Here is a 19,599-nt window from a genome sequence, read left to right on the forward strand (position 1 = left end):
TGGGATCACCGCCGGCTGTCGGCCCGGAGTCGCCGGCCATGCCCGATCGTCACCTGGACGAGGGAGGGGCGCTGTGGCGTGCGCCACTTGTGGGACACGCCGGCACGGCGGGCGACGCCCCGCCGCACTGGGCAGAATCGACGCATGTCTTCGCGCCGGTGGCTGCTCGCCGATCAACTCGGGCCGCACTTCCTCGACGACGGGGCGCAGCCGGTGCTGCTCGTGGAGGCCCGGGACCTGTTCCGTCGGCGCCCCCTGCACCGGCAGAGGGCCCACCTGATCCTGTCCGCGCTGCGTCACCGGGCCGCGGAGCTGGGCGACCGGGCGCTGCTGGTGCGGGCCGCGACGTTCCGGGAGGCACTGGCCCGGGTCGACGGGCCCGTCGAGGTGTGCCACCCGCCGTCGCGGGCGGGGCTGGCCTTCGCCCGTTCCGTGCCGGGGCTGACGATCCTGCCACCCCGGGGCTTCCTCACCAGCCGCGACGACTTCACCGCCTGGGCGGACGCGTACCGGCGGGGGCCGTTGCGGATGGCCGAGTTCTACCGCTGGGCCCGCCGTGAGCACCGCGTGCTGGACGGGCCGCCGGGGCGGGTGCCGCGCCGGCCCCGGCGGGCCGGCGGCACGGTCGCCCCCGCTCCCCCGCCGATCGTGGAGGACGAGATCGACGCGGAGGTGCGCGACGATCTGGACCGGTGGGAGAAGGAGGGGATGCGGTTCGTCGGCCGAGACGGGCCGCGCAGCTACCCCGCCACACACGCCGAGGCCGACGCCCGGCTGCGGCACTTCGTCCGGCACCGGCTGCCCGACCACGGCCGCTACCAGAAGGTGATGAGCGTCGACGACCCGATGCTGGCGCACAGCGTGCTGTCGTCGTCGTTCAACCTGGGGTTGCTCGACCCGGCGGAGGCGATCCGGGCGGCCGAGGGAGCGTGGCGCGACGGGGCCGCGTCGCTGTCGGCGGTGGAGCCGTTCATCCGGGGGCTGCTCGGCTGGCGGGAGTTCCTCTGGCAGCTCTACTGGTACTTCGAGCCCGCGTTCCGGAACGGCAACTGGCTGGCCGCGACCGAGCCGCTGCCCGGCTGGTTCGCCGACCTGGACGCCGACGCGGTCGAGGCGCACTGCCTGGCCGACGTGCTGGCCGGGGTGCGGGACCGGGCCTGGGCACACCACTCGCAGCGGCTGCTGGTGCTCGGCAACTACGCGTTGCAGCGCGGCTGGCGGCCGGCGGAGCTGGCGGACTGGTTCAAGGGGTGCTTCGTCGACGGCGCCGACTGGGTGATGAACGCGACGGTGGTCGGCATGAGCCGCTACGCCGACCTGGGCCGGGTCGACACCCGCCCGTACGCGGTCGACGGCCGCTACATCGACGAGCTCAGCGACTACTGCGGCGGCTGCCGGTACCGGCCGGACGCGGTGCTCGGCGACCTGGCCTGCCCGTACACCGGGGGGTTCGACGCCTTCCTGCACCGCAACCGGGGGCGGCTGGCCGGCGACCCGCGGCTCGCCGCGGAGCTGGCCGAGCGCGAGGACCCGCAGGTGCGGGAGGCGGTGCTGGCCCAGGAGGACAAGCGCGGCGGCAGCCCGCCCTGACCGCCCTCAGCCGCGCGCGGGGTGCCCGGCCCAGAAGTCGGTGACCAGCCCGTGGAACTCCGCGGCCCGCTCGACCTGGGGCAGGTGGCCGGTGTCGGCGAACAGGTGGGCGCGGGCCCGGGGCAGCCGGGCACGGGCGGCGTCGAGGTGCGCGGCGGGCAGGATCAGGTCGCGGTCGCCCCAGATCACCAGGATGGGCAGGTCCAGCCGGGCCACGGCGTCGAGCAGTTCGGCGCGCCACCCGGGGGCGACACCGCGGACCGTGCCGAGGCTGCCGACGAGTTCCAGCATCACCCGGGCGGCGTGTGGTCGGCGGGCCACCGCGAGGGCCTCGGCGAGGCGTGCCCGCGTGACGTGCCGCCGGTCGTGGAACAGGGCCCGCTCGGTGTGCCGGACCACGGCCCGGCTCGGCCGCAGCAGCAGCCGGCCGAGCGGTCGCAGCGCCAGCAGGCGCAGGGCGATCGTCACCTCCGCGCCGAAGCCGGCGCTGTCGACCAGGACCAGGCTGGCCGCGCGGGTCGGGTCGTCGACGGCCAGCCGCATCGCGACCGCCCCGCCGAGGGAGTTGCCGACGAGGTGGGCGGGGCGGTCGACGCCGAGGGCGTCGAGGCAGTCGGCGGTGGCCCGGGCCACCGCCGGCAGGGTGTGCGGCTCGTCCAGCGGCGCGGAGCCGCCGTGCCCGGCCAGGTCGAGGCTGATCACCCGGTGGTCGCGGGCGAGCAGGTCGTGCTGTTCGGCGAAGTCGGCGAGGGTGCGGCCGACGCCGTGCAGCAGCACCACCGGCGGCCCCTGCCCGGCCACCCGGCAGCGGACCGCCCGCCCCCGGACGGTGAGGGTCGTGTCGGTCGGCCCGGTCACGTCGGCTGCCCCTTCCGGCCGTCCGGCCCGGTCACGTCGGCTCCCCCGCGCCGTCCGCCGACGCCGGGGCGGGGGGCGGCGCGGCCGGCCGGTGGGGTACGGGCGTCGGGGGCGCGACGGCGGCCGGCCGGGGGGCGCGGTTGAGGGCGAGGGCAAGGGCGAGGACCCGCCCGTACGAGGCGGGGGCGAGCCGGGCCAGCAGGTCCGGCAGCTTCGCCGACCAGCCGATCAGCACCCGGCCCCGGCGGCGCTCGACGCCGCGCAGGATGACCTCGGCGGCGACGGCGGGGTCGATGGAGAGCAGCTTCTCGAACTGCCGGCGGTCGGCCTCGAACTCCTCGGCGGGCACGCCGCTGCCGAGCCGGGCGCTCTGCGCGATGCGGGTGCGGATGCCGCCGGGGTGCACGGAGGTCACCCCGATGCCGTCGTCGACCAGTTCGTGGCGCAGCGCCTCGGTGAAGCCGCGGACGGCGAACTTGCTCGCCGCGTACGCGGTCTGCCCGGCGGGGGCGATGAGCCCGAACAGGCTGGACACGTTGACCAGGTGGGCGCCGGGTTCGGCCTTCAGGGCGGGCAGCAGGGCGTGGGTCAGCCGCACCACGGCCCGGAAGTTGACGTCGATCACCCAGCCGAACTCGTCGAGGGTGATCTGGTCGAACCGGCCGCCGAGGGCGACGCCGGCGTTGTTGATCAGCAGCCGCACCCGGGGGTGGCGTCGGCGGATCTCCTCGGCCACCGTGATGGTCGCGGCGGCGTCGGCGAGGTCCACCAGGTGGGTGGTGACCGGCCGGTCGGGGTGGTCGGCCCGGATCGCGGCCACCACGGCGGCGAGCCGGTCGGCGTCCCGGTCGAGCAGGACCAGGCCGGCGCCGCGCCGGGCCAGGCCGTGGGCGAGGGCCTCGCCGATGCCGCTGGCCGCCCCGGTGACCACGGCCGTCCCGGCCGCGAAGTCGAACCTGCGCACGTCGGTCTCCTCTGCTCGGTCGGCGGGGTCCGGTCAGCCGGCGGGGGTGCCGGCGGGATCCCACCGGTCGGTGGTGGCCGCCTCGCCCGCGCGGGAGAACCGCACCCCCGAGTCGGCGAGCCGGCCGTGCCGCATCAGCAGCACGTCCCGGGCGTAATTCTGGTGCAGCCGCCACGGCGCCGCCGCGCCCTGCTTGGGCAGCACGTCGAGGCCGCGCAGCACGTACCCGGACTTCAGGTCGATGAGCGGCTCCAGGTCGCCGGAGGTGGGGGCGAGCGGGGTGACGACCTGCTGGCCGGTGGCGTCGAGGTGGGCCAGCAGCCGGCAGACGTAGGTGGCCACGAGGTCGGCCTTGAGCGTCCAGGAGGCGTTGGTGTAGCCGATGGTCAGCGCGAAGTTCGGCACGCCGGAGAGCATCATGCCCTTGTACGCCACCGTCCGGGCGAGGTCGACCCGCTCGCCGTCCACGACGATCGTCATGCCGCCGAGGACGAGCAGGTTGAGGCCGGTGGCGGTGACCACCACGTCGGCGGTCAGCTCCGCGCCGGAGGCGAGCCGCAGGCCGGTGGCGGTGAAGGTCTCGATCCGGTCGGTGACCACCGAGGCCCGGCCCTGACCGAGGGCGGTGAACAGGTCGCCGTCGGGGGCCACGCACAGCCGCTGGTCCCACGGGTCGTAGCGGGGCGAGAAGTGCCGGTCGACGTCGTAGCCGGCGGGCAGCCGATCCGTCGCCGCGCGCCGCAGGAACCGCTTCACCAGCTTCGGGGCGCGGCGGCTGAGCTGGAAGGTGGCCGTGCCGAACAGCACGTTCTTCCACCGCACCACCGGGTGCACGGCCTTCGGGGGCAGGAAGCGGCGCAGCGCGTCGGCGAGGGCGTCGCGCGAGGGCAGCGCGACCACATACGTCGGTGAGCGCTGGAGCATGGTGACGTGGGCGGCCCGCTCGGCCAGGGCCGGCACCAGGGTCACCGCGGTCGCGCCGCTGCCGATCACCACCACCCGCTTGCCGGTGTGGTCGAGGTCGGCGGGCCAGTGCTGCGGGTGCACCACCCGCCCCGTGTACGCCCGCGCGCCGGGGAGGTCCGGGGTGTAGCCGGTGTCGTAGCGGTAGTAGCCGGAGCAGGTGAACAGGAACGCGCAGGTGACGGTGACGTCCTCGCCGGTGTCGTCGCGGTGGGCGCGCACCGTCCAGCGGGCGGTCGCGCTGTCCCACTCGGCGGCGAGCACCCGGTGGTGGAAGCGGACGTGTTCGTCGACGCCGTACTCGCGGGCCGTCTCGCGCACGTAGTCGCGGATCGAGTCGCCGTCGGCGATGGCCACCGGGTTCGTCCACGGCTTGAACGAGTAGCCGAGGGTGAACATGTCCGAGTCCGACCGGATGCCCGGGTAGCGGAACAGGTCCCACGTGCCGCCGATCGCGCCGCGCGCCTCCAGCACCGCGTACGTCTTGTCGGTGCGGCTGCGGCGCAGGTGGCAGGCGGCGCCGACACCGGACAGGCCGGCGCCGACGATCAACACGTCGACGTGCTCGGGGGCCATCGCGCGTCTCCCGTCGCAGGGCGGTGGATCGGACCATATCCAGTGCCGTCGACGTCGGTCAACGGCTGGCCGAGGACCCGCGGGCCCGGCGGCGGGAGCTGATCCACCGGTTCCGCCCCGGTGGGCCGCCAGGGCGGCGTGGTCGGGTTCGACGGCTGACCCGGTACGACCGACCGGGGGTGCCGCGGCCACCCCCCGAGCCGGCACGATTCGTCAGGCGGCAAAAAAGACTGTCGATGTCGCGAGGGCTCGACGGCCGGACCCGCCGCCGCACCGGACAGAACCGCTCGTCGAGGCCAGGGGGCTGGACAATGGACTTCACGCTCGAACTCGTCGCGGTGCCGGTGTCCGACGTGGACCGGGCCAAGGAGTTCTACCAGGAGCGCGCCGGGTTCCGGCTGGACGTCGACATCCGCTCCGGTGAGGACTTCCGGGTCGTGCAGCTCACCCCGCCGGGGTCGGCGTGTTCGATCGCGCTGATGCGCGACCCGGACGGCGCGGGCGGCGTCAGCGGCCTGCACCTGGTGGTGACGGACCTCGACATCGCACGCGAGGAACTGCTGGCGCGCGGGCTGCCGGCGAGCGAGATCTTCCACTTCGAGGAGGGCGGGGTGCGGGTCCCCGGCCCGGACCCGCAGCGGCGCGACTACGCCTCCTACCTGTCGTTCAGCGACCCCGACGGCAACGGGTGGCTGGTGCAGGAGGTCCGCCGGACGACCACGACGGCCTGACGGGCGGACCCGGGTTTCCCGGCGGAGTGCCGCGACACCGCCGGCACCCCCGGCCCTCGGGCACGGGAGCCGGCGGGACAATGGGGGAATCCGGGGGACCGCCCCCGGCGCCTCGCCCCGTAGGAGAACGCCCACCGTGTCCGGAACGCCCCAGCCCGCGCCGTCACCGTCCACCGGCGGCGGCGACCTGCGGGCGGACTGCTCCCGGTGCTTCGGGCTGTGCTGCGTGGCGCCCGCCTTCGCCGCGTCGGCGGACTTCGCCGTCGACAAGCCGGCCGGGCGGCCCTGCCCGAACCTGGGCGGTGACTTCCGCTGCGGCATCCACCGGGACCTGCGGGACAGGGGCTTCCCCGGGTGCACCGTCTTCGACTGCTTCGGGGCGGGGCAGCAGGTCGCCCAGGTCACCTTCGCCGGCCGCGACTGGCGGTCCGCCCCGGCCACCGCGGCGCGGATGTTCGACACGTTCGCGGTCATGCGTCCGCTGCACGAGCTGCTGTGGTACCTGACCGAGGCGGTCGCGCTGACCCCGCCCGGCCCGCTGCGCGAGGAGTTGGGCGACGCGTTGGCGCAGACCCGGCGGCTCACGGCCGGCAGCCCGCAGGAACTGCTCGGGCTGGACGTCGACGCGCATCGGGGGCGGGTGAATCCGCTGCTGTCCCGGGCCGGCGAGCTGGCCCGGGGCGACCGGGCCGGGCTCGACCGCCGGGGGGCCGTACTGGTCGCCGCCGACCTGCGGCGGGTCGACCTGGTCGGGGCGAACCTGCGCGGCGCCGTCCTGCTCGGCGCGGACCTGCGCGACGTGGACCTCACCGGCGCCGACCTCACCGGCGCGGACCTGCGCGGCGCCGACCTGCGCGGGGCGGACCTGCGGCGGGCCCTGTTCCTGCACCAGTCGCAGGCCGACGCGGCCCGCGGCGACCACCGGACCGGGCTGCCGCCGGCGCTGACCCGGCCGGCGCACTGGTCCCTGCCGATCACCCCGGTCCGCCGTCCCGCCGGGCCACGGCAGCCCCGCAGGCCCCACCGCGACGGCGGCAGCCCGGCGGCCGGCGGTCGCCGCCGGTGACGAGCCGGAGTGCGAGGAGCCGGCCGGTGGAAGTCGCCTGAGCGGGCGGCCACCGGACGCGCGCCGCGGCCCGGGACAGCGTGGCTGAAACACGCGGCCAGCGAACACCGCGACCCCACAGCGGGCGGGCCGCGACGGTGCGGGCCGCCGGGGCACGTTTGCCGCAGGCCGGGGCGGGCAGGACTGCGACATGACCAGTGAGGAACGCTTCGACCGAGCCAGCAGCGACGAACCCGACGGCGCGACCGCCTACGAGGCGTCCCTGCGACCGCCGGGCGAGTCGCTGCGCACGACCGAGGACACCGGGGACGACTTCGCCGACCTGCCGTCCGAGGACGCCCGCCCGGCACGGGAGACCAGCCGCGCCGGTTACGACGTCGACGCCGTCTCCGGCACCACCGACCCCACCCGCGAAACCTGACCCCACCCACGTCGGCGCCGCACCGGGGTCAGGTGAGGTGGATGGCGCCGGCTGGGCAGAGGTCGGCGGCGCGGCGCACCCGGTCGGCCGCCTCGGCCGGCGGGGCGGGGCGGAGCAGGAGCACCAGGCCGTCGGCTTCGTCCTGGTCGAAGACCTCGGGCGCGGCGAGCACACAGTTGCCCGACCCGCAGCAGCGGTCCCGGTCCACCTCGATCCGCATCGTGCCGCCTTCGGTCACCACGTCACCGGGAGCCTGTTGAGGCCGAACACGACCGACGTGTCGCGGGTGGAGAGCTGCTCCGGCGTCGCGGTGGTGCGCAGGCCGGGGAAGCGGCGGGCCAGCTCGACCAGGGCGATCCGCAGCTCGGCGCGGGCCAGTGGCTGGCCGATGCACTGGTGCACCCCGAAGCCGAACGCCAGGTGCTGGTGCGCCTGCTGGTAGGGATCGAACTCGTCGGCGGTGCCGAAGACCTCCGGGTCGCGGTTGGCCAGGGACAGCACGGCGATCGCGCCCTCCCCCGCCCGGATCAGCCGGCCGCCGATCTCGACGTCGTCCACAGCCAGCCTGGGCAGGCCGGTGCGGACCACGCTGAGGTAGCGCAGCAGCTCCTCGACGAGCGCGGGGGCCCGGTCCGGGTCCTCGCGCAGCGCGTCGAGGCGTCCCGGCTCACGCAGCAGCAGCAGGGCGCTCAGGCCGATCATGTTGGCGGTGGTCTCGTGGCCGGCGACGAGCAGCAACAACGCCATGCCGACCAGCTCGTCGACGGAGAGCTCGCCGGTGGCCACCCGGTCGCGGACCAGCCGGCTGATCAGGTCGGTGGCGGCGTCGGCGTGCCGGGCGAGGGCCAGCTCGCGCAGGTAGGCCCGCAGCTCCCCGACCTCGGTGCGGACCCGCTCCACGGGCGCGGTGCGGTCGAGCAGGGTGCGGCTGCGGGCCTGGAAGAAGCCGTGGTCGGCGTACGGGACGCCCAGCAGGTGGCAGATCACCATCGAGGGCACCGGCAGGGCGAACGCCTCGACCAGGTCGGCGGGCGGGCCGGCGGCCTGGAGGGCGTCGAGGGCCTCGTCGACGGTCTGCTGGATCAGCGGCTCGACCCGCCGGACATTCTTGATCATGAATTCGGCGGTGAGCATCCGGCGCAGCCGGGTGTGCGCGTCGCCGTCCATCCGGATGAAGCCGCCCTGACGCTCCAGCTCGGACTGGGGCGGCAGCGGACGCAGCAGCGGGAAGCCCGGCTTCTCGAAATTGGCGCTGAAGGCGGGGTGACGCAGCAGCTGACGCACGTCGGCGTGCCGGGTGACGAGCCAGGCGGTGGCGCCGGTCGGCAGCCTGACCCGGGTCACGGGCTTGTCCAGGCGACCCCGCTCCTGCTCGTCGAGCAGGGCGAACGGGCCGTGGTCGGGGTTGGTCGGCGGCCAGAGGGGCAGGTCGGTAGCGGCGGTCGCGGTCACGCGGACACCTCCCGTGACAACTGTCAGTGACGCAATCGATCCGCAACGTTACCCATCGATGTGGATCGACGCAAGGCTGCGCGGCCTCACCTGGCTGCGGTCACCGCCCGGGCCTCGGTCATCCCCCGGTTGGCCAGGGCGTCGGCCCGCTCGTTTTCGGGATGGCCGTTGTGCCCCTTCACCCACAGCCACGTCATCTCGTGCCGTTCGCAGGCCGCCTCCAGCCGCTGCCACAGGTCGGCGTTCTTGACCGGCTGCTTCGCCGCCGTCAACCAACCGTTGCGCTTCCAACCCGCCAGCCAGCCGGTGATGCCGTTGCGCACGTACGTGCTGTCGGTGTGCAGCCGCACGGTCACCGGCCGGGTCAGGCTCTCCAACGCTCGGATCGCGGCCATCAGCTCCATCCGGTTGTTGGTCGTCGGCGTCGCCTCACCGCCGCACAACTCCCGCTCGTGGGTGCCGTAGCGCAGCAGCGCGCCCCAGCCGCCCGGCCCCGGGTTGCCGCTGCACGCCCCGTCGGTCCAGATCTCCACGACCCGCTCGGCCGCCGCGTCCACCATGCCCGCAACCTACCGGGTACGCCCCGTGCCCCCACGGACCGGACCGTCGAAAACGGGCGGCGCCGGCCGCGGCCCTCTGGCAGGCTGCCCCACCATGACCGGACACTTCGACGGCCTGCGGGCCGAGGTACGCGACACCGTCGCCGGGCTCGTCTCCTCCGGGCGGGAGGCGGGGATCCAGGTGGCGGCGTACCTGAACGGCGAGCCGATCGTCGAGGAGCAGGCCGGCGTCGCCGACACCACCACCGGCCGGCCGATGACCGCCGACACCCCCGTGTACGGCGTCTCCACCGGCAAGGGCCTGACCGCGACGGTCGTGCACGTGCTCGCCGAACAGGGGCAACTCGACTACGACCTGCGCGTCGCCGACGTGTGGCCCGAGTTCGCCCGGCACGGCAAGGACCGGATCACGCTGCGCCACGCGCTGACCCACACGGCGGGCCTGCCGGCGCTGCCGCCCGACACCACCCTCGACGACTTCGCCGACTGGGACCGGATGTGCGCGATCGTCGCGGACTCCGCGCCGCTGTGGGCCCCGGGCGAGCGGTTGGCGTACCACGCGTGGACGTTCGGCTGGATCGTCGGCGAGGTGGTCCGGCGGGTCACCGGTCGCCGGGTCGGCGAGGTCCTCGCCGAGGACGTGGCCGCGCCGCTCGGCGTGGCCGGGGAGCTGCTCCTCGGCGTACCTCGGGCCGGGCAGGGCCGGCTGGCCCGGATGGAGGACGGCAACCTCTCGGCGATGCTGGAGGCGTTCGCCGGCCAACTGCCACACCTGGACCGGGTCGCCCCGCCGGGGGTCCGCCCGGACGCGGGCCTCGCCGCCCGCCCGGACGTGCTCGCCGCCGACGTGCCCGCCGTCGGCACCCTCACCGCCCGGGCCGCCGCCCGGATGTGCGCGGCGCTGATCGGCGAGGTGGACGGCGTACGGCTGATCTCGCCGCGGCGGCTGCGGGCGGTGGCGGCGCGCGGCCCGGAGTGGGTCTTCGGCCAGGAGGCGGCGTGGGGGCTCGGCTACGCCGTGGACGACGACGGGTCGTTCGGCGCCGCCGGCAGTGGGGGCAGCCTGGCCTTCGCGTACCCGGACCTGGGGCTCACCGTGGCGGCGACGCGCAACCGGCTCGCGGTCGGCGACGGCGACCCGCTGGAGCGGCTGCGCCGCACGATCCGCGACGCGGTCGCCGCGCGCGTCGACTGACCGGCCCCCGCGACGGGTCAGCCGGCGGGGCGGCGCAGCCGGCCGCGCAGCCGGCCGGCGGCGTCGCCGACGACGGCGGAGGTCATCGCCAGCAGCGGGCTGGACCGCATCACCGCCAGGTCCTCCCCCGGCGACGTGTCGCCGTCGAGGAAGCGCAACACCCGCTCGGCGGGGTTGCGGTCGAACAGCCGGTCGAAGAACTCCGGGCCGCCGACCCGGCCGGTGTCCAGGGCCCGCAGCGCGACCGCGTCCATCCACAGGTGCCGCCGGGGGTACGCGGGCGCGGGCACCGGCGGCCGGCCGGCGGCCAGCGCGCGGGCCACCTGGTCGGCCTGGCGCAGCATGGCGGAGAAGGTGAAACCGGTGGACGGGCGGGTGGCGCCGCCGGCCGTGCCGAGGCGGACCACCCGGGGCGAGGGGCGGCGCGGGAACGGGGCGTCGGTCATCGGGATCACCCCGTCCTCCACCTCCCGCACCGTCAGCGCGGCCGGGTCCAGGCCGAGCCGGCCGAGGTAGCCGCGCAACGCCCGGTCGTACCCGTCGTCGGTGAGCCGGTCCGGGGAGAACTCGGTGTACTCGACCAGCGCATACCGGTCACTGACCGGCAGCACGTAGCCGAAGGAGACGCCCCGCCCGGGCTGCGGGGTGCGGAAGTCCATCAGCACCGCCCGGGCGGGGTCGAACAGCGGCCCGCCGGACTCCACCCACCAGCCACGGAAGTGCTGCAACCAGGACGTGCGGCCGGGCCGGGCCGGCGGGTGGGGGCGGGAGTCGAGCACCCAGGACGCCCGGGCCAGCGGGATCCCGTCGTCGCCCCGGATCAGCACCCCGGTGCCGTCGTCGTCCAGGCCGGTCACCGCCGCGTCGATCCGCCTCACCCCGAGGCGCCGCTCGGCGTCGGCGGCCCGGGCGTAGACCGGGGCGGAACGCAGCATGGCGTACCGCAGCGGGGTGAGGTCGAGCACCCGGCGGCGGGCCGGGGTGGTCACCTCGACCTGACCCCAGCTCGCGCTGAGCAGCGGGTCCAGGTCACCGCCGGGGCGGCCCCAGAACGCCCAGGTGCGGTCCTGGCCGCGCCTGCGCACCGGGTCGACGACCGCGACCCGCAGCCCTCGCACGCCGTGCCGGTCCAGGGCGGCCAGCACGAGGGACCCGGCCCCGCCGCCGCCGACCAGGGCGAGGTCGACGGCGACCGGCGCGGAATCGTTCACCCCGACACGCTGTCACACCGCCCGACCGGGGGCGTCACTCGGGCGTCACTCGCCGCGCTGGTGCACGGCCTCCAGCCGGGCCAGGTCGTCGGCGGTGAGCCGCAGCGCCCCGGCGGCCACGTTGGCGGCCAGGTGCTCCGGGTTGCCGGTGCCGGGGATGGCCAGCATGTTCGGGCTGCGGTGCAGCGCCCAGGCGATCCGCAGCTGGGCGGTGGACACCCCGTGGGCGGCGGCGACCGCCCGGACCTCCGGGTCCTCGTCGCCGCTCGCGCCGGCCTCCCGGCCCGTGGTGGCGATGGAGAAGAACGGCACGTACGCCACGTCCTGCGCGGCGCAGTCGCGGACGAACTGGTCGTGGCGGGGCCGGAAGCCGAGGCCGTACGCGTTCTGCACGCAGACCACGGGGGCGACGGCCAGGGCCTGGGGCAGGTGGTGCGGGCGGACGTTGGAGATGCCGAGGTGCCGGATCAGGCCGGCGTCGCGCAGCTCGGCGAGCGCCCCGACGTGCTCGGCGACCGACTCCAGGCCGGCCTGACGCAAATTGACCAGGTCGAGGTGGTCGCGGCCGAGCTGACGCAGGTTCTCCTCGACCTGGCCGCGCAGCTCGTCCGGCCGGGCCAGCGGCAGCCACCGCCCCGACGGGTCCTTGCCCGGCCCGACCTTGGTGGCGATGACCAGGTCGTCGGGGTACGGCGCGAGGGCCGCGTTGATCAGCTCGTTCGCGGAGCGCAGCGGCGAGAAGTAGAAGGCGGCGGTGTCGATGTGGTTGACGCCCAGCTCCACGGCCCGGCGCAGCACCGCGATCGCCCGGTCCCGGTCGCTGGGCCGGCCGTCGGCGGTCGCGGTGAGCCGCATCGCGCCGAAGCCGATCCGGTTGACGGTCAGGTCGCCCAGCGTCCAGGTGCCCGCGGCGTCCGCGGTGATGATCCCCGTTTCCATGATCATGATTGTGGCATGGGTCGGGGGCCGCCGCCGTCCCGTGAATCCCCGTTGAACCCGAAGCGGCGGCTGTGGGACCGTCGCGCCGTGACGGACTATCGCAGCGTCAATCGGGCCAGCTGGGACGAGCGGGCGCCCGCCCACGCCAAGTCGCCGGACTACGCCCTGGACCGGTTCCTCGCCGACCCCGGGCACCTCAGCGAGGTGGTCCGCTTCGACCAGCCGCGCCTGGGCGACCTCACCGGCCTGCGCGGGGTGCACCTGCAGTGCCACATCGGCACCGACACCGTGTCGCTGCACCGCCTGGGGGCCCGGATGACCGGGCTGGACTTCTCCCCCACCGCCCTGGCCGAGGCCCGCCGCCTCGCCGCCGGCACCGGCGCGGCGGTCGACTTCGTCGAGTCCGACGTGTACGACGCGGCGGAGGCCCTGGAGCCGGGCGGCTTCGACCTCGTCTACACGGGCGTCGGGGCGTTGTGCTGGCTGCCCGACATCCGCCGCTGGGCGTCGGTGGTCGCCGCGCTGCTGCGCCCCGGCGGGCGGCTGTTCCTGCGTGAGGGCCACCCGATGCTGTTCACGGTCGACGACGCCCGCCCCGACGGGCCGCTCACCGTCGAGTTCCCATACTTCGAGCGGCCGGAGCCGACGGTGTTCCAGGCCCAGGGGACGTACGTGACGACCGAGGAGACGTTCACGCACAACGTCACCCACGAGTGGAACCACGGGCTCGGCGAGGTCGTCACCGCCCTGCTGGACGCGGGGTTCGAGCTGACCATGCTCGCCGAGCACGACAGCGCCCCGTGGGACGCCCTGCCGGGGCGGACGGAACGCGCCGGTCCCGGCGAGTGGCGCCTTGCCGACCGGCCCTGGCGGCTGCCGCAGACGTACACGCTCCAGGCCCGCCTGCGCGGCTGACCCGGGGTGGGGTCACGCGCCCGCGCGCCGGCGGTACAGCACGCTGCGGCGCAGCGGGCCCGACTCGACCTCGGGGTCGTCGAAGTCCTCACCCGGGTCGGTGGTCATGCCCAGGCGGCGCATCACCGCCTGGGAGCGCACATTGCCGGCGGCGGTGATCGCGACGATCTCGGGCAGCCCGAGATCGCCGAAGCCGTGCCGCAGAACGGCGTGGGCGCCCTCGGTGGCGTAGCCGTGGCCCCAGGCGGTACGGGCCAGCCGCCAGCCGACCTCCACGCCCGTGAGCGGCATCCCCTCGTCGACGTCGTCGAGGCCGACGAAGCCGACGAACTCGCCGGTGTCGCGGACCTCGACGGCCCAGAAGCCGTAACCCCTGGCGTCGAGGTCGGCCTGGAAGCGGCGGGCGGACGCGGCGGACTCCTCGGCGGTCAGCGGCGGGCCGAGGAACTCGCGCACCTGCGGGTCGGCGTTCATCGCCGCCCACGGCGCCAGGTCGCTGTCCTGCCAGCCCCGCAGCACCAGCCGTTCGGTCCGAATCTTGATCATCGACCCACCGTACCGCCGGGGTCGAGGGGTTTCCGTGGCCGCGACGGCGACGGCGCTCACGGTCGCCGGGCCGGCCATGGCGCATACTCCCCGCCATGAGCCTGCCACTGCCGGAGCCCGGGCCGTCGTCGGACGTGCCCACCCTCTTCCTCACCTACCTGGACTCCTACCGGGAGACCGTGGCCGACCGACTCGCCGGGCTGACCGACACGCAGGCCCGCTCGGTGCGGGTGCCGTCGGGCTGGACGCCGATCGAGCTGATCCGGCACCTGACGTTCATGGAACGCCGCTGGCTGGTGTGGGGGTTCCTCGGCGAGCCGATGCCCGACCCGTGGGGCGACCGGGTGGACGGGCGCTGGCACGTCGGCCCCGACGAGTCGGTGGCCGACGTGTTGGCCGCGCTGCGCCACGGCGGGGCGCGGACCAGGAGCATCGTCGGGAGCACCGCGCTGGACGCGCCGGCCGCCCTCGGCGGGCGGTTCACCGACCCGGCCGCCCGGCCGACGCTGGCCGCGATCCTGTTCCACGTGCTGCAGGAGTACGCGCGGCACGCCGGGCACCTCGACGTCGTCCGCGAGCTGATCGACGGCCGCACGGGCAAGTGACCGCCCGCTGGGGGTAGCCGTCGGGCTGGTCGCGCCGGCGTCCCGTCCCGCTGCCCGCCGGCCGAGCCGGGCGGGTCAGCGGCGGCCGGTGTCCAGCCAGAGCCGGATCAGGTCGCGGCGCCGCTCCGGCTCGGGATGGTCCTCGTACGCGGTGCGCGCGTGCACCACGACACCGTTGTCGAGGAACTGCATGTCCCCGGCCCGCAGATCCATGCCGAGGAAGAACCGAGGGTCGGCGTGCAGCCGGTCCAGGACGTCCAACGCCTCCCGTTGCCCCGGGGTCAGCGGCGGCACGTGCGCGCCCCGCTGGGCCGAGCGGATGTAGTCCGGCCCGTAGTGGGCGGCGAGGCGATCGCCGTCGCGGGCGTACACGGGCCGCTGGACGAAGCTGTCCGGCCCGTCGCCGGTGCGCCGGTCGTGCCACCACGGCTGGTAGAGCAGCCGGGCCAGGTCGGGGCGGGTGCGCACGACCTCGTTGTGCACCGCCACCGAGCTGACGACCGTGCTGAGCCCGCCGCTGCGGGCCGGCCGGACGCAGAGCAGGGCGACGACGTCGGTCGGGTCGGCGTGGTACCCGACGCCACGACGATGCTCGTAGCTGCGGGTCGTCGGCCGGTCGGGGTCGGCCCCCCGGTCGCGGACGTGCCGCAGGAGCACGCCGTCGGGCCCCTGCGGGACGAGCCGGCCCAGGTGCGCGGCGACGCCGAGGGCGAGCAGTTCACACCCGCGTTCGGTCAACCCGGCGACGGGCAGGCCCCGCACCATCCCGACGCCGCAGCCGCCGGTCACCTCGGCGGCCAGCCGGTCCAGCTCCGGGCCGAGGGCCGGCAGCGGGAAGTCGGCCCGGGACAACCCGTCGAGGGGTACGCCCGCGGCCCCCACCGCGGCGACGGCGGCCCGCAGCTCGGCGCGCTGGGCGTCGTCGACCGTGAACCGCCACCGCCCGCCGTCGGCGAGCTGGTCGGCCCGCCAGTCGGCCGGCCCCCGCACCTGGTCGATCACCGCCACGGCGCCTCCCCCGGGTCGGGCCCGGCCGGGACGGCCGGGCGTCACCTCCAGTCTGGACCGGCATGGTGTGCGGACGCGGCACGCTCTGCCAGGGGCATAAACGCCGGCCGGACCACGCCCGCTGGTGCCCGACCGTTCGGCACCCTGCCGGCCTCTGCCCGGTCAGGGGCGTCGGGCGCCGCCTCGGCCGAGCACCGGGATCAGGACGGCCCCGGCCACGAGGTGCAGGGCCAGCAGCGTCGCCGTCGAAGCCGTCCCGACGCCCTCGGTCACCGGCCCGGCCAGCGAGACCAGCAGGACCGCGACCGCGACCGCCGTCCACACCCCACGCGCCCGCCGGGTCCGACGCTCCAGCAGGGCGAGCAGCGCCCAGCCGGCGAGGCCGGCCAGCAGCGTGGCGACGGCCACCGCCCCCGGAGCCAACGGCTGCGGCCCGGTGCCCGACCGGACCTCGACGTCGATACCGGCCAGCCCCGTGGCGGCGTACCAGACGGTGTGGGTGGCCGCCGTCGCGGCGAGGACGGCCAGGGCCCGGGTCCGGCGCCGGGCCGCCACGCAGGATGCGGTGGTGGCCGGCCGGCCGGTCGTGTCGGTGATCATCGCGTTGCGCCTCCTGTGGTGGGCCGGGTGTCGGCGTGCGCCGCCCGGTGTTCTGCGTTCTCCAGCACGGTAGGCGGGGCCGCGTCCCACGCGGATCGGCTGCGGGACCGGTTCGACGCTCCGTCCCAGGACGGGGGGACGGCCGGATCTCCGTCTCACGGCCGATGAGCCCGGCGTCGGGCCCGCCTACCATTCCGGGCATGTACCGCTGGTCCCGCCCCACCGTCCTTCTGCTGGTCGACGCCGGTCTCGCCCTCGCCGCCCTCGCCGTGTCACTGCCCGTCGCCGTCGTCGTGCAGTCCGGCGGTGGCCTCGTGGCGGCGTGGGGGCTGGCCGCCGCGCAGGCGAGCTGCCTGCTGTGGATCCGCCGGCGGCCCGTGGCGGCGCTGGCGGTGGCGACGGTCGCGGGCGTCGGCCTGGAAGTCCTCTGCCCGCAGCTCGGCTGGCTGGGCCTGGTGGCCGCGCCGCTGGCCTACCTGGCGCGGCTGGGTCCGCCACGGGTGTCCCTGGCGGCGCTGGGGCTGCTGGCCGCCGGCACACCCTGGAAACTGATCGACGGCGGCGGCCGGGACCTGCTGCTGGCGCTGGCCGGCCTCGTCGCGGCCTGGGCGCTGGGCGAGGTGCAACGCGGCCACGCCGAGCGCCGCGACGCGCTGCGCCGGCAGGTCGCCGTGGCCGAACGTGCCCGGATCTCCCGCGAGCTGCACGACGTGGTGGCGCATCATGTGGCGGTCATCGCCGTGCAGGCCGCCGCCGCCGAGGACGTGCTGGAGCTGCGGCCGGACCAGGCACGCGCCGCGCTCGGGTCGATCCAGGAAGCCGCCCGCTCCGCGCTGACCGAGCTGCGCGCGATGCTCCAGGCGCTCAGCGCGTACGACGACGGGGCCGAACAGAACCGGCCACAGCCCGGCCTGGCCCAGCTCGACACCCTCGTCGAGGCGGTCCGGGCGGCCGGGGTGCAGGTCACCGTCGACCGCACCGGCGTCGGCGGCGCCCTGCCCGACGGGGTGGAGCTGTCGGCGTACCGGATCGTGCAGGAGTCGCTGACCAACGTCCTGCGGCACGGCCGGGCCCGCCGGGTCGACGTCACCATCCGCCACGACGACGGCGATCTGCGGGTGGAGGTCGTCGACGACGGCTCGGGCCCACACCGCCGGTCGACCACGGGGCTGGGCCGCGGCGTCGTCGGCATGCGCGAGCGGGCCCGGCTGCTGGGCGGCACATTGGAGGCCGGCCCGCTGCCGGCGGGCGGGTTCCGGGTCCGCGCCCAGCTCCCCGTGCGGGAGGTCCGGTGACGATCCGGGTGCTCATCGCCGACGACCAGGACCTGATCCGCGCCGGCCTTGCCATGATCATCGAGGCGCGGCCGGACCTGACCGTGGTGGGCGAAGCCGCCGACGGCGTGGAGGCGGTCACCCTGGCGGAGCGGCACCGCCCCGACGTGGTGCTGATGGACGTGCGGATGCCCCGCCGCGACGGCATCGAGGCCACCCGGGACCTGGTGGCGCGGGGAAACCCCGCCCGGGTCATCATGCTCACCACCTTCGACCTGGACGAACCGGTGTTCGCCGCGCTGCGGGCCGGCGCCAGCGCCTTCCTGCTCAAGGACACCCGGCCCGCCGACCTCGCCGAGGCGGTACGGGTCGTGGCCCGCGGCGACGCCCTGCTGGCCCCGACGGTGACCCGCCGGCTGCTCGACCGGTACGTCGACCGGCTCCCCGCCGACCCGCAGGCGCCCCGGCGCCTCGCCGAGCTGACCGCCCGGGAGACGGAGGTGCTCGTGCTGGCCGCGCAGGCGCTGTCCAACGCCGAGATCGCCGCCCGGCTGTACGTCAGCACCGCCACGGTGAAGACCCACATGTCCGCCGTGCTCACCAAGCTGGGCCTGCGGGACCGCGTCCAAGCCGTGGTCCTCGCCTACGAGACCGGCCTGGTACGACCCGGACCGCCGGGCTGACGCACGCCAGCACCTCCGTTTCCGCAGCTCTCACGCCGCCCGGGTGGACACGTGACGGCAACGAAGAATTCTCGTTTTCACCCGATCGGGGGGCCAACCCTCCTAGTGTTGGGCACACCGGTGCTAGTCACGGAGTTGGCCACCCGAACGACGTCCCACGCAGTCAGCGGACGAAAAGTGAGGGAAGACGCGAATGAAGACACAGTCAATTCTCGGATCGGCGGCGCTCGGCGTGGGTCTCGGCACGCTCCTGCTCCCGGCCGCCGCGCTCGCCGACACCACGGTGTCACCGGCCACCACCCCCGTCGGCGGGACCGTGGTGCTCACCTCAACCTGCAACCCGAAGTCCGGCGACGCGCTCTTCCACGTCACCGGCCCCGACCGCGACCAGAACGTCCGATCCACCACCGCCGCCGCAGGCGGCGGACTCAGCGCCGAACTGTTCACCGCCGGATTCACCCTCGGCACCTACACGGTCACGGCGACCTGCGGCGACGGGACCTCCTCCGGCAGCGCGACATTCACCGTCACCCCCATCGGCGGGGCCCCGGCCGGCACCGGCACCGACGCCGACAACCACGGCCTGCTGGCCGCCGGCGGCACCCTCATCGGGGCCGCGACCACCGGCGCGCTGCTCCTGGTACGCCGCCGACGCCACGCGGCCACCCACGCCTGACGACCTACCTCACCACCATCCTGAGACGGGTGCCCGCGCCGGCCCACGCCGCCGCGGGCACCCCCCGCACACCCGAAGGAGACGCACATGCCCACCGGCGACCGGGTCCCACGGACCGCCGTGGCGCTGATCGCGCTGGCCGGCGTCGCCGGAGGCGGACTACTCACCCTCGGGGCAACCCGCACCCACCCACCACCACCCCGGGCCGCCCCGGGCACCAACACCGATCCGGCGGAAGGCAGCGGCACCGCACCCGGGACACCGCTGCCCCACGCCACACCGGCCCAGATCACCATCCCAGCGATCCACGTACACGCCGACCTGGTGCCCGTCGGCGCCAGCGCCACCGGCGAACTGGAGGTCCCACCGCCCGACCGACCCACCGTCGCCGGCTGGTACCGCCTCGGGGTCAGCCCCGGCGAAGCCGGCAACGCCGTCATCGTCGGACACGTCGACTCCCGCGAGACCGGACCGGCGGTCTTCTACGCCCTCAGCCGGCTCCAGCCCGGCGACCGCATCCACGTCACCCGCTCCGACGCGCGGACCGCCACCTTCACCGTCGACGGCATCGGGTCGTACCCGAAGACCCGATTCCCCACCGACCTCGTCTACGGTGCGGGCACCGCACCCCGGCTGCGCCTGATCACCTGCGGCGGCCGGTTCGACGAACACACCCGCTCCTACCTGGACAACGTCGTCGTCTTCGCCACCCTGCTCCCCTGACCGCCGCCCCCGGACCACCAACCGCCGGGAGATCGCCTACGGT

22 protein-coding genes are annotated in these 19,599 nt (G+C 75.6%); 11 read left to right on the top strand and 11 right to left on the bottom strand.

Annotation, left to right across the window (positions count from 1 at the left end; all coding sequences use genetic code 11):
• Positions 1–144 precede the first annotated feature (144 nt).
• On the top strand, positions 145–1,590 hold the full coding sequence (locus GVV04_RS00405; RefSeq protein ID WP_161683723.1) for a cryptochrome/photolyase family protein: 1,446 nt from the start codon (positions 145–147) through the stop codon (positions 1,588–1,590).
• 6 nt (positions 1,591–1,596) lie between these two features.
• Here the strand turns inward: GVV04_RS00405 and GVV04_RS00410 are convergent, their stop codons facing one another.
• The 3 genes from GVV04_RS00410 to GVV04_RS00420 are packed head-to-tail and all read right to left on the bottom strand — an operon-like array spanning position 1,597 to position 4,951.
• The gene (locus GVV04_RS00410; protein WP_161683724.1) at positions 1,597–2,448 is read right to left on the bottom strand and encodes an alpha/beta fold hydrolase; all 852 of its coding nucleotides are present in this window, start codon (positions 2,446–2,448) and stop codon (positions 1,597–1,599) included.
• A 31-nt stretch (positions 2,449–2,479) separates the two neighbouring features.
• Positions 2,480–3,412, bottom strand: coding sequence for an SDR family NAD(P)-dependent oxidoreductase (locus GVV04_RS00415; protein WP_161683725.1), 933 nt, complete (start codon positions 3,410–3,412; stop codon positions 2,480–2,482).
• A 33-nt stretch (positions 3,413–3,445) separates the two neighbouring features.
• Positions 3,446–4,951 carry a flavin-containing monooxygenase gene (locus tag GVV04_RS00420; RefSeq protein ID WP_161683726.1) on the bottom strand — a complete coding sequence of 502 codons (1,506 nt, stop codon included), beginning with the start codon at positions 4,949–4,951 and terminating at the stop codon, positions 3,446–3,448.
• Between the two features lie 311 nt (positions 4,952–5,262).
• Here GVV04_RS00420 and GVV04_RS00425 point away from each other — a divergent pair, with 311 nt between their 5' ends.
• The 3 genes from GVV04_RS00425 to GVV04_RS00435 all read left to right on the top strand — a co-directional run bounded on the left by GVV04_RS00425 (position 5,263) and on the right by GVV04_RS00435 (position 7,169).
• On the top strand, positions 5,263–5,682 hold the full coding sequence (locus GVV04_RS00425) for a VOC family protein (protein ID WP_161683727.1): 420 nt from the start codon (positions 5,263–5,265) through the stop codon (positions 5,680–5,682).
• 136 nt (positions 5,683–5,818) lie between these two features.
• Positions 5,819–6,748, top strand: coding sequence for a pentapeptide repeat-containing protein (locus GVV04_RS00430; RefSeq protein ID WP_328822137.1), 930 nt, complete (start codon positions 5,819–5,821; stop codon positions 6,746–6,748).
• Between the two features lie 190 nt (positions 6,749–6,938).
• A complete protein-coding gene (locus tag GVV04_RS00435; RefSeq protein ID WP_161683728.1) occupies positions 6,939–7,169 on the top strand; it encodes a hypothetical protein in 231 nt (76 codons plus the stop codon).
• Between the two features lie 28 nt (positions 7,170–7,197).
• Here the strand turns inward: GVV04_RS00435 and GVV04_RS00440 are convergent, their stop codons facing one another.
• From GVV04_RS00440 to rnhA, 3 genes are all read right to left on the bottom strand, one after another.
• Positions 7,198–7,389, bottom strand: a complete 192-nt coding sequence (locus GVV04_RS00440) for a ferredoxin (protein ID WP_161683729.1) — start codon at positions 7,387–7,389, stop codon at positions 7,198–7,200.
• A gap of 14 nt (positions 7,390–7,403) precedes the next feature.
• Complete coding sequence (locus GVV04_RS00445) at positions 7,404–8,621, bottom strand: cytochrome P450 (RefSeq protein ID WP_161683730.1); 1,218 nt, start codon at positions 8,619–8,621, stop codon at positions 7,404–7,406.
• Between the two features lie 86 nt (positions 8,622–8,707).
• Positions 8,708–9,181, bottom strand: a complete 474-nt coding sequence (gene rnhA / locus GVV04_RS00450; RefSeq protein WP_161683731.1) for a ribonuclease HI — start codon at positions 9,179–9,181, stop codon at positions 8,708–8,710.
• Positions 9,182–9,275: 94 nt separating this feature from the next.
• On the opposite strand from rnhA, the gene GVV04_RS00455 reads away from it, so the two are divergent.
• Entirely contained in the window at positions 9,276–10,376 is a 1,101-nt protein-coding gene (locus GVV04_RS00455; protein WP_161683732.1) for a serine hydrolase domain-containing protein, read from the top strand.
• A gap of 17 nt (positions 10,377–10,393) precedes the next feature.
• Here the strand turns inward: GVV04_RS00455 and GVV04_RS00460 are convergent, their stop codons facing one another.
• Together GVV04_RS00460 and GVV04_RS00465 are read right to left on the bottom strand one after the other, a co-directional pair.
• Positions 10,394–11,587, bottom strand: coding sequence for a lycopene cyclase family protein (locus GVV04_RS00460; protein WP_161683733.1), 1,194 nt, complete (start codon positions 11,585–11,587; stop codon positions 10,394–10,396).
• A gap of 45 nt (positions 11,588–11,632) precedes the next feature.
• Positions 11,633–12,526: an aldo/keto reductase gene (locus tag GVV04_RS00465; RefSeq protein WP_161683734.1), complete on the bottom strand. Its 894-nt coding sequence runs from the start codon at positions 12,524–12,526 to the stop codon at positions 11,633–11,635.
• Positions 12,527–12,613: 87 nt separating this feature from the next.
• Between GVV04_RS00465 and GVV04_RS00470 the strand changes: the two genes are divergently transcribed.
• The gene (locus GVV04_RS00470) at positions 12,614–13,441 is read left to right on the top strand and encodes a class I SAM-dependent methyltransferase (RefSeq protein ID WP_161683735.1); all 828 of its coding nucleotides are present in this window, start codon (positions 12,614–12,616) and stop codon (positions 13,439–13,441) included.
• A 12-nt stretch (positions 13,442–13,453) separates the two neighbouring features.
• Here GVV04_RS00470 and GVV04_RS00475 read toward each other — a convergent pair whose 3' ends face one another.
• Positions 13,454–13,987, bottom strand: coding sequence for a GNAT family N-acetyltransferase (locus tag GVV04_RS00475; protein ID WP_161683736.1), 534 nt, complete (start codon positions 13,985–13,987; stop codon positions 13,454–13,456).
• Positions 13,988–14,082: 95 nt separating this feature from the next.
• Here GVV04_RS00475 and GVV04_RS00480 point away from each other — a divergent pair, with 95 nt between their 5' ends.
• Entirely contained in the window at positions 14,083–14,592 is a 510-nt protein-coding gene (locus tag GVV04_RS00480; RefSeq protein ID WP_161683737.1) for a DinB family protein, read from the top strand.
• A gap of 75 nt (positions 14,593–14,667) precedes the next feature.
• On the opposite strand, the gene GVV04_RS00485 is transcribed toward GVV04_RS00480, so the two are convergent.
• Both GVV04_RS00485 and GVV04_RS00490 read right to left on the bottom strand, forming a co-directional pair.
• The gene (locus tag GVV04_RS00485; RefSeq protein WP_161683738.1) at positions 14,668–15,600 is read right to left on the bottom strand and encodes a TauD/TfdA family dioxygenase; all 933 of its coding nucleotides are present in this window, start codon (positions 15,598–15,600) and stop codon (positions 14,668–14,670) included.
• A 162-nt stretch (positions 15,601–15,762) separates the two neighbouring features.
• Positions 15,763–16,200 carry a DUF6069 family protein gene (locus GVV04_RS00490; RefSeq protein WP_161683739.1) on the bottom strand — a complete coding sequence of 146 codons (438 nt, stop codon included), beginning with the start codon at positions 16,198–16,200 and terminating at the stop codon, positions 15,763–15,765.
• Between the two features lie 200 nt (positions 16,201–16,400).
• On the opposite strand from GVV04_RS00490, the gene GVV04_RS00495 reads away from it, so the two are divergent.
• The 4 genes from GVV04_RS00495 (at position 16,401) to GVV04_RS00510 (ending at position 19,556) form a co-directional block, all read left to right on the top strand.
• Positions 16,401–17,495, top strand: coding sequence for a sensor histidine kinase (locus GVV04_RS00495; protein WP_161683740.1), 1,095 nt, complete (start codon positions 16,401–16,403; stop codon positions 17,493–17,495).
• A complete protein-coding gene (locus tag GVV04_RS00500; RefSeq protein ID WP_161683741.1) occupies positions 17,492–18,157 on the top strand; it encodes a response regulator in 666 nt (221 codons plus the stop codon). Before GVV04_RS00495 ends, GVV04_RS00500 begins: the two co-directional genes overlap by 4 nt.
• Before the next feature lie 193 nt (positions 18,158–18,350).
• Complete coding sequence (locus GVV04_RS00505) at positions 18,351–18,833, top strand: LPXTG cell wall anchor domain-containing protein (RefSeq protein ID WP_161683742.1); 483 nt, start codon at positions 18,351–18,353, stop codon at positions 18,831–18,833.
• Between the two features lie 87 nt (positions 18,834–18,920).
• Entirely contained in the window at positions 18,921–19,556 is a 636-nt protein-coding gene (locus tag GVV04_RS00510; protein ID WP_161683743.1) for a class F sortase, read from the top strand.
• Positions 19,557–19,599: the final 43 nt, after the last annotated feature.

Origin of the sequence: Micromonospora rubida, assembly GCF_009908295.1 — a bacterium.
Lineage (GTDB): Bacteria > Actinomycetota > Actinomycetes > Mycobacteriales > Micromonosporaceae > Micromonospora > Micromonospora rubida.

Bases quoted from the DNA above. Each gene is read 5' to 3' on its own strand.
- GVV04_RS00425 (WP_161683727.1), top strand. From the start codon at position 5,263: ATGGACTTCACGCTCGAACTCGTCGCGGTGCCGGTGTCCGACGTGGAC.
- GVV04_RS00480 (WP_161683737.1), top strand. From the start codon at position 14,083: ATGAGCCTGCCACTGCCGGAGCCCGGGCCGTCGTCGGACGTGCCCACC.
- GVV04_RS00405 (WP_161683723.1), top strand. From the start codon at position 145: ATGTCTTCGCGCCGGTGGCTGCTCGCCGATCAACTCGGGCCGCACTTC.
- GVV04_RS00505 (WP_161683742.1), top strand. From the start codon at position 18,351: ATGAAGACACAGTCAATTCTCGGATCGGCGGCGCTCGGCGTGGGTCTC.
- GVV04_RS00455 (WP_161683732.1), top strand. From the start codon at position 9,276: ATGACCGGACACTTCGACGGCCTGCGGGCCGAGGTACGCGACACCGTC.
- GVV04_RS00510 (WP_161683743.1), top strand. From the start codon at position 18,921: ATGCCCACCGGCGACCGGGTCCCACGGACCGCCGTGGCGCTGATCGCG.
- GVV04_RS00435 (WP_161683728.1), top strand. From the start codon at position 6,939: ATGACCAGTGAGGAACGCTTCGACCGAGCCAGCAGCGACGAACCCGAC.
- GVV04_RS00495 (WP_161683740.1), top strand. From the start codon at position 16,401: ATGTACCGCTGGTCCCGCCCCACCGTCCTTCTGCTGGTCGACGCCGGT.
- GVV04_RS00465 (WP_161683734.1), bottom strand. From the start codon at position 12,526: ATGGAAACGGGGATCATCACCGCGGACGCCGCGGGCACCTGGACGCTG.
- GVV04_RS00440 (WP_161683729.1), bottom strand. From the start codon at position 7,389: ATGCGGATCGAGGTGGACCGGGACCGCTGCTGCGGGTCGGGCAACTGT.
- GVV04_RS00475 (WP_161683736.1), bottom strand. From the start codon at position 13,987: ATGATCAAGATTCGGACCGAACGGCTGGTGCTGCGGGGCTGGCAGGAC.
- GVV04_RS00490 (WP_161683739.1), bottom strand. From the start codon at position 16,200: ATGATCACCGACACGACCGGCCGGCCGGCCACCACCGCATCCTGCGTG.
- GVV04_RS00420 (WP_161683726.1), bottom strand. From the start codon at position 4,951: ATGGCCCCCGAGCACGTCGACGTGTTGATCGTCGGCGCCGGCCTGTCC.
- rnhA (WP_161683731.1), bottom strand. From the start codon at position 9,181: ATGGTGGACGCGGCGGCCGAGCGGGTCGTGGAGATCTGGACCGACGGG.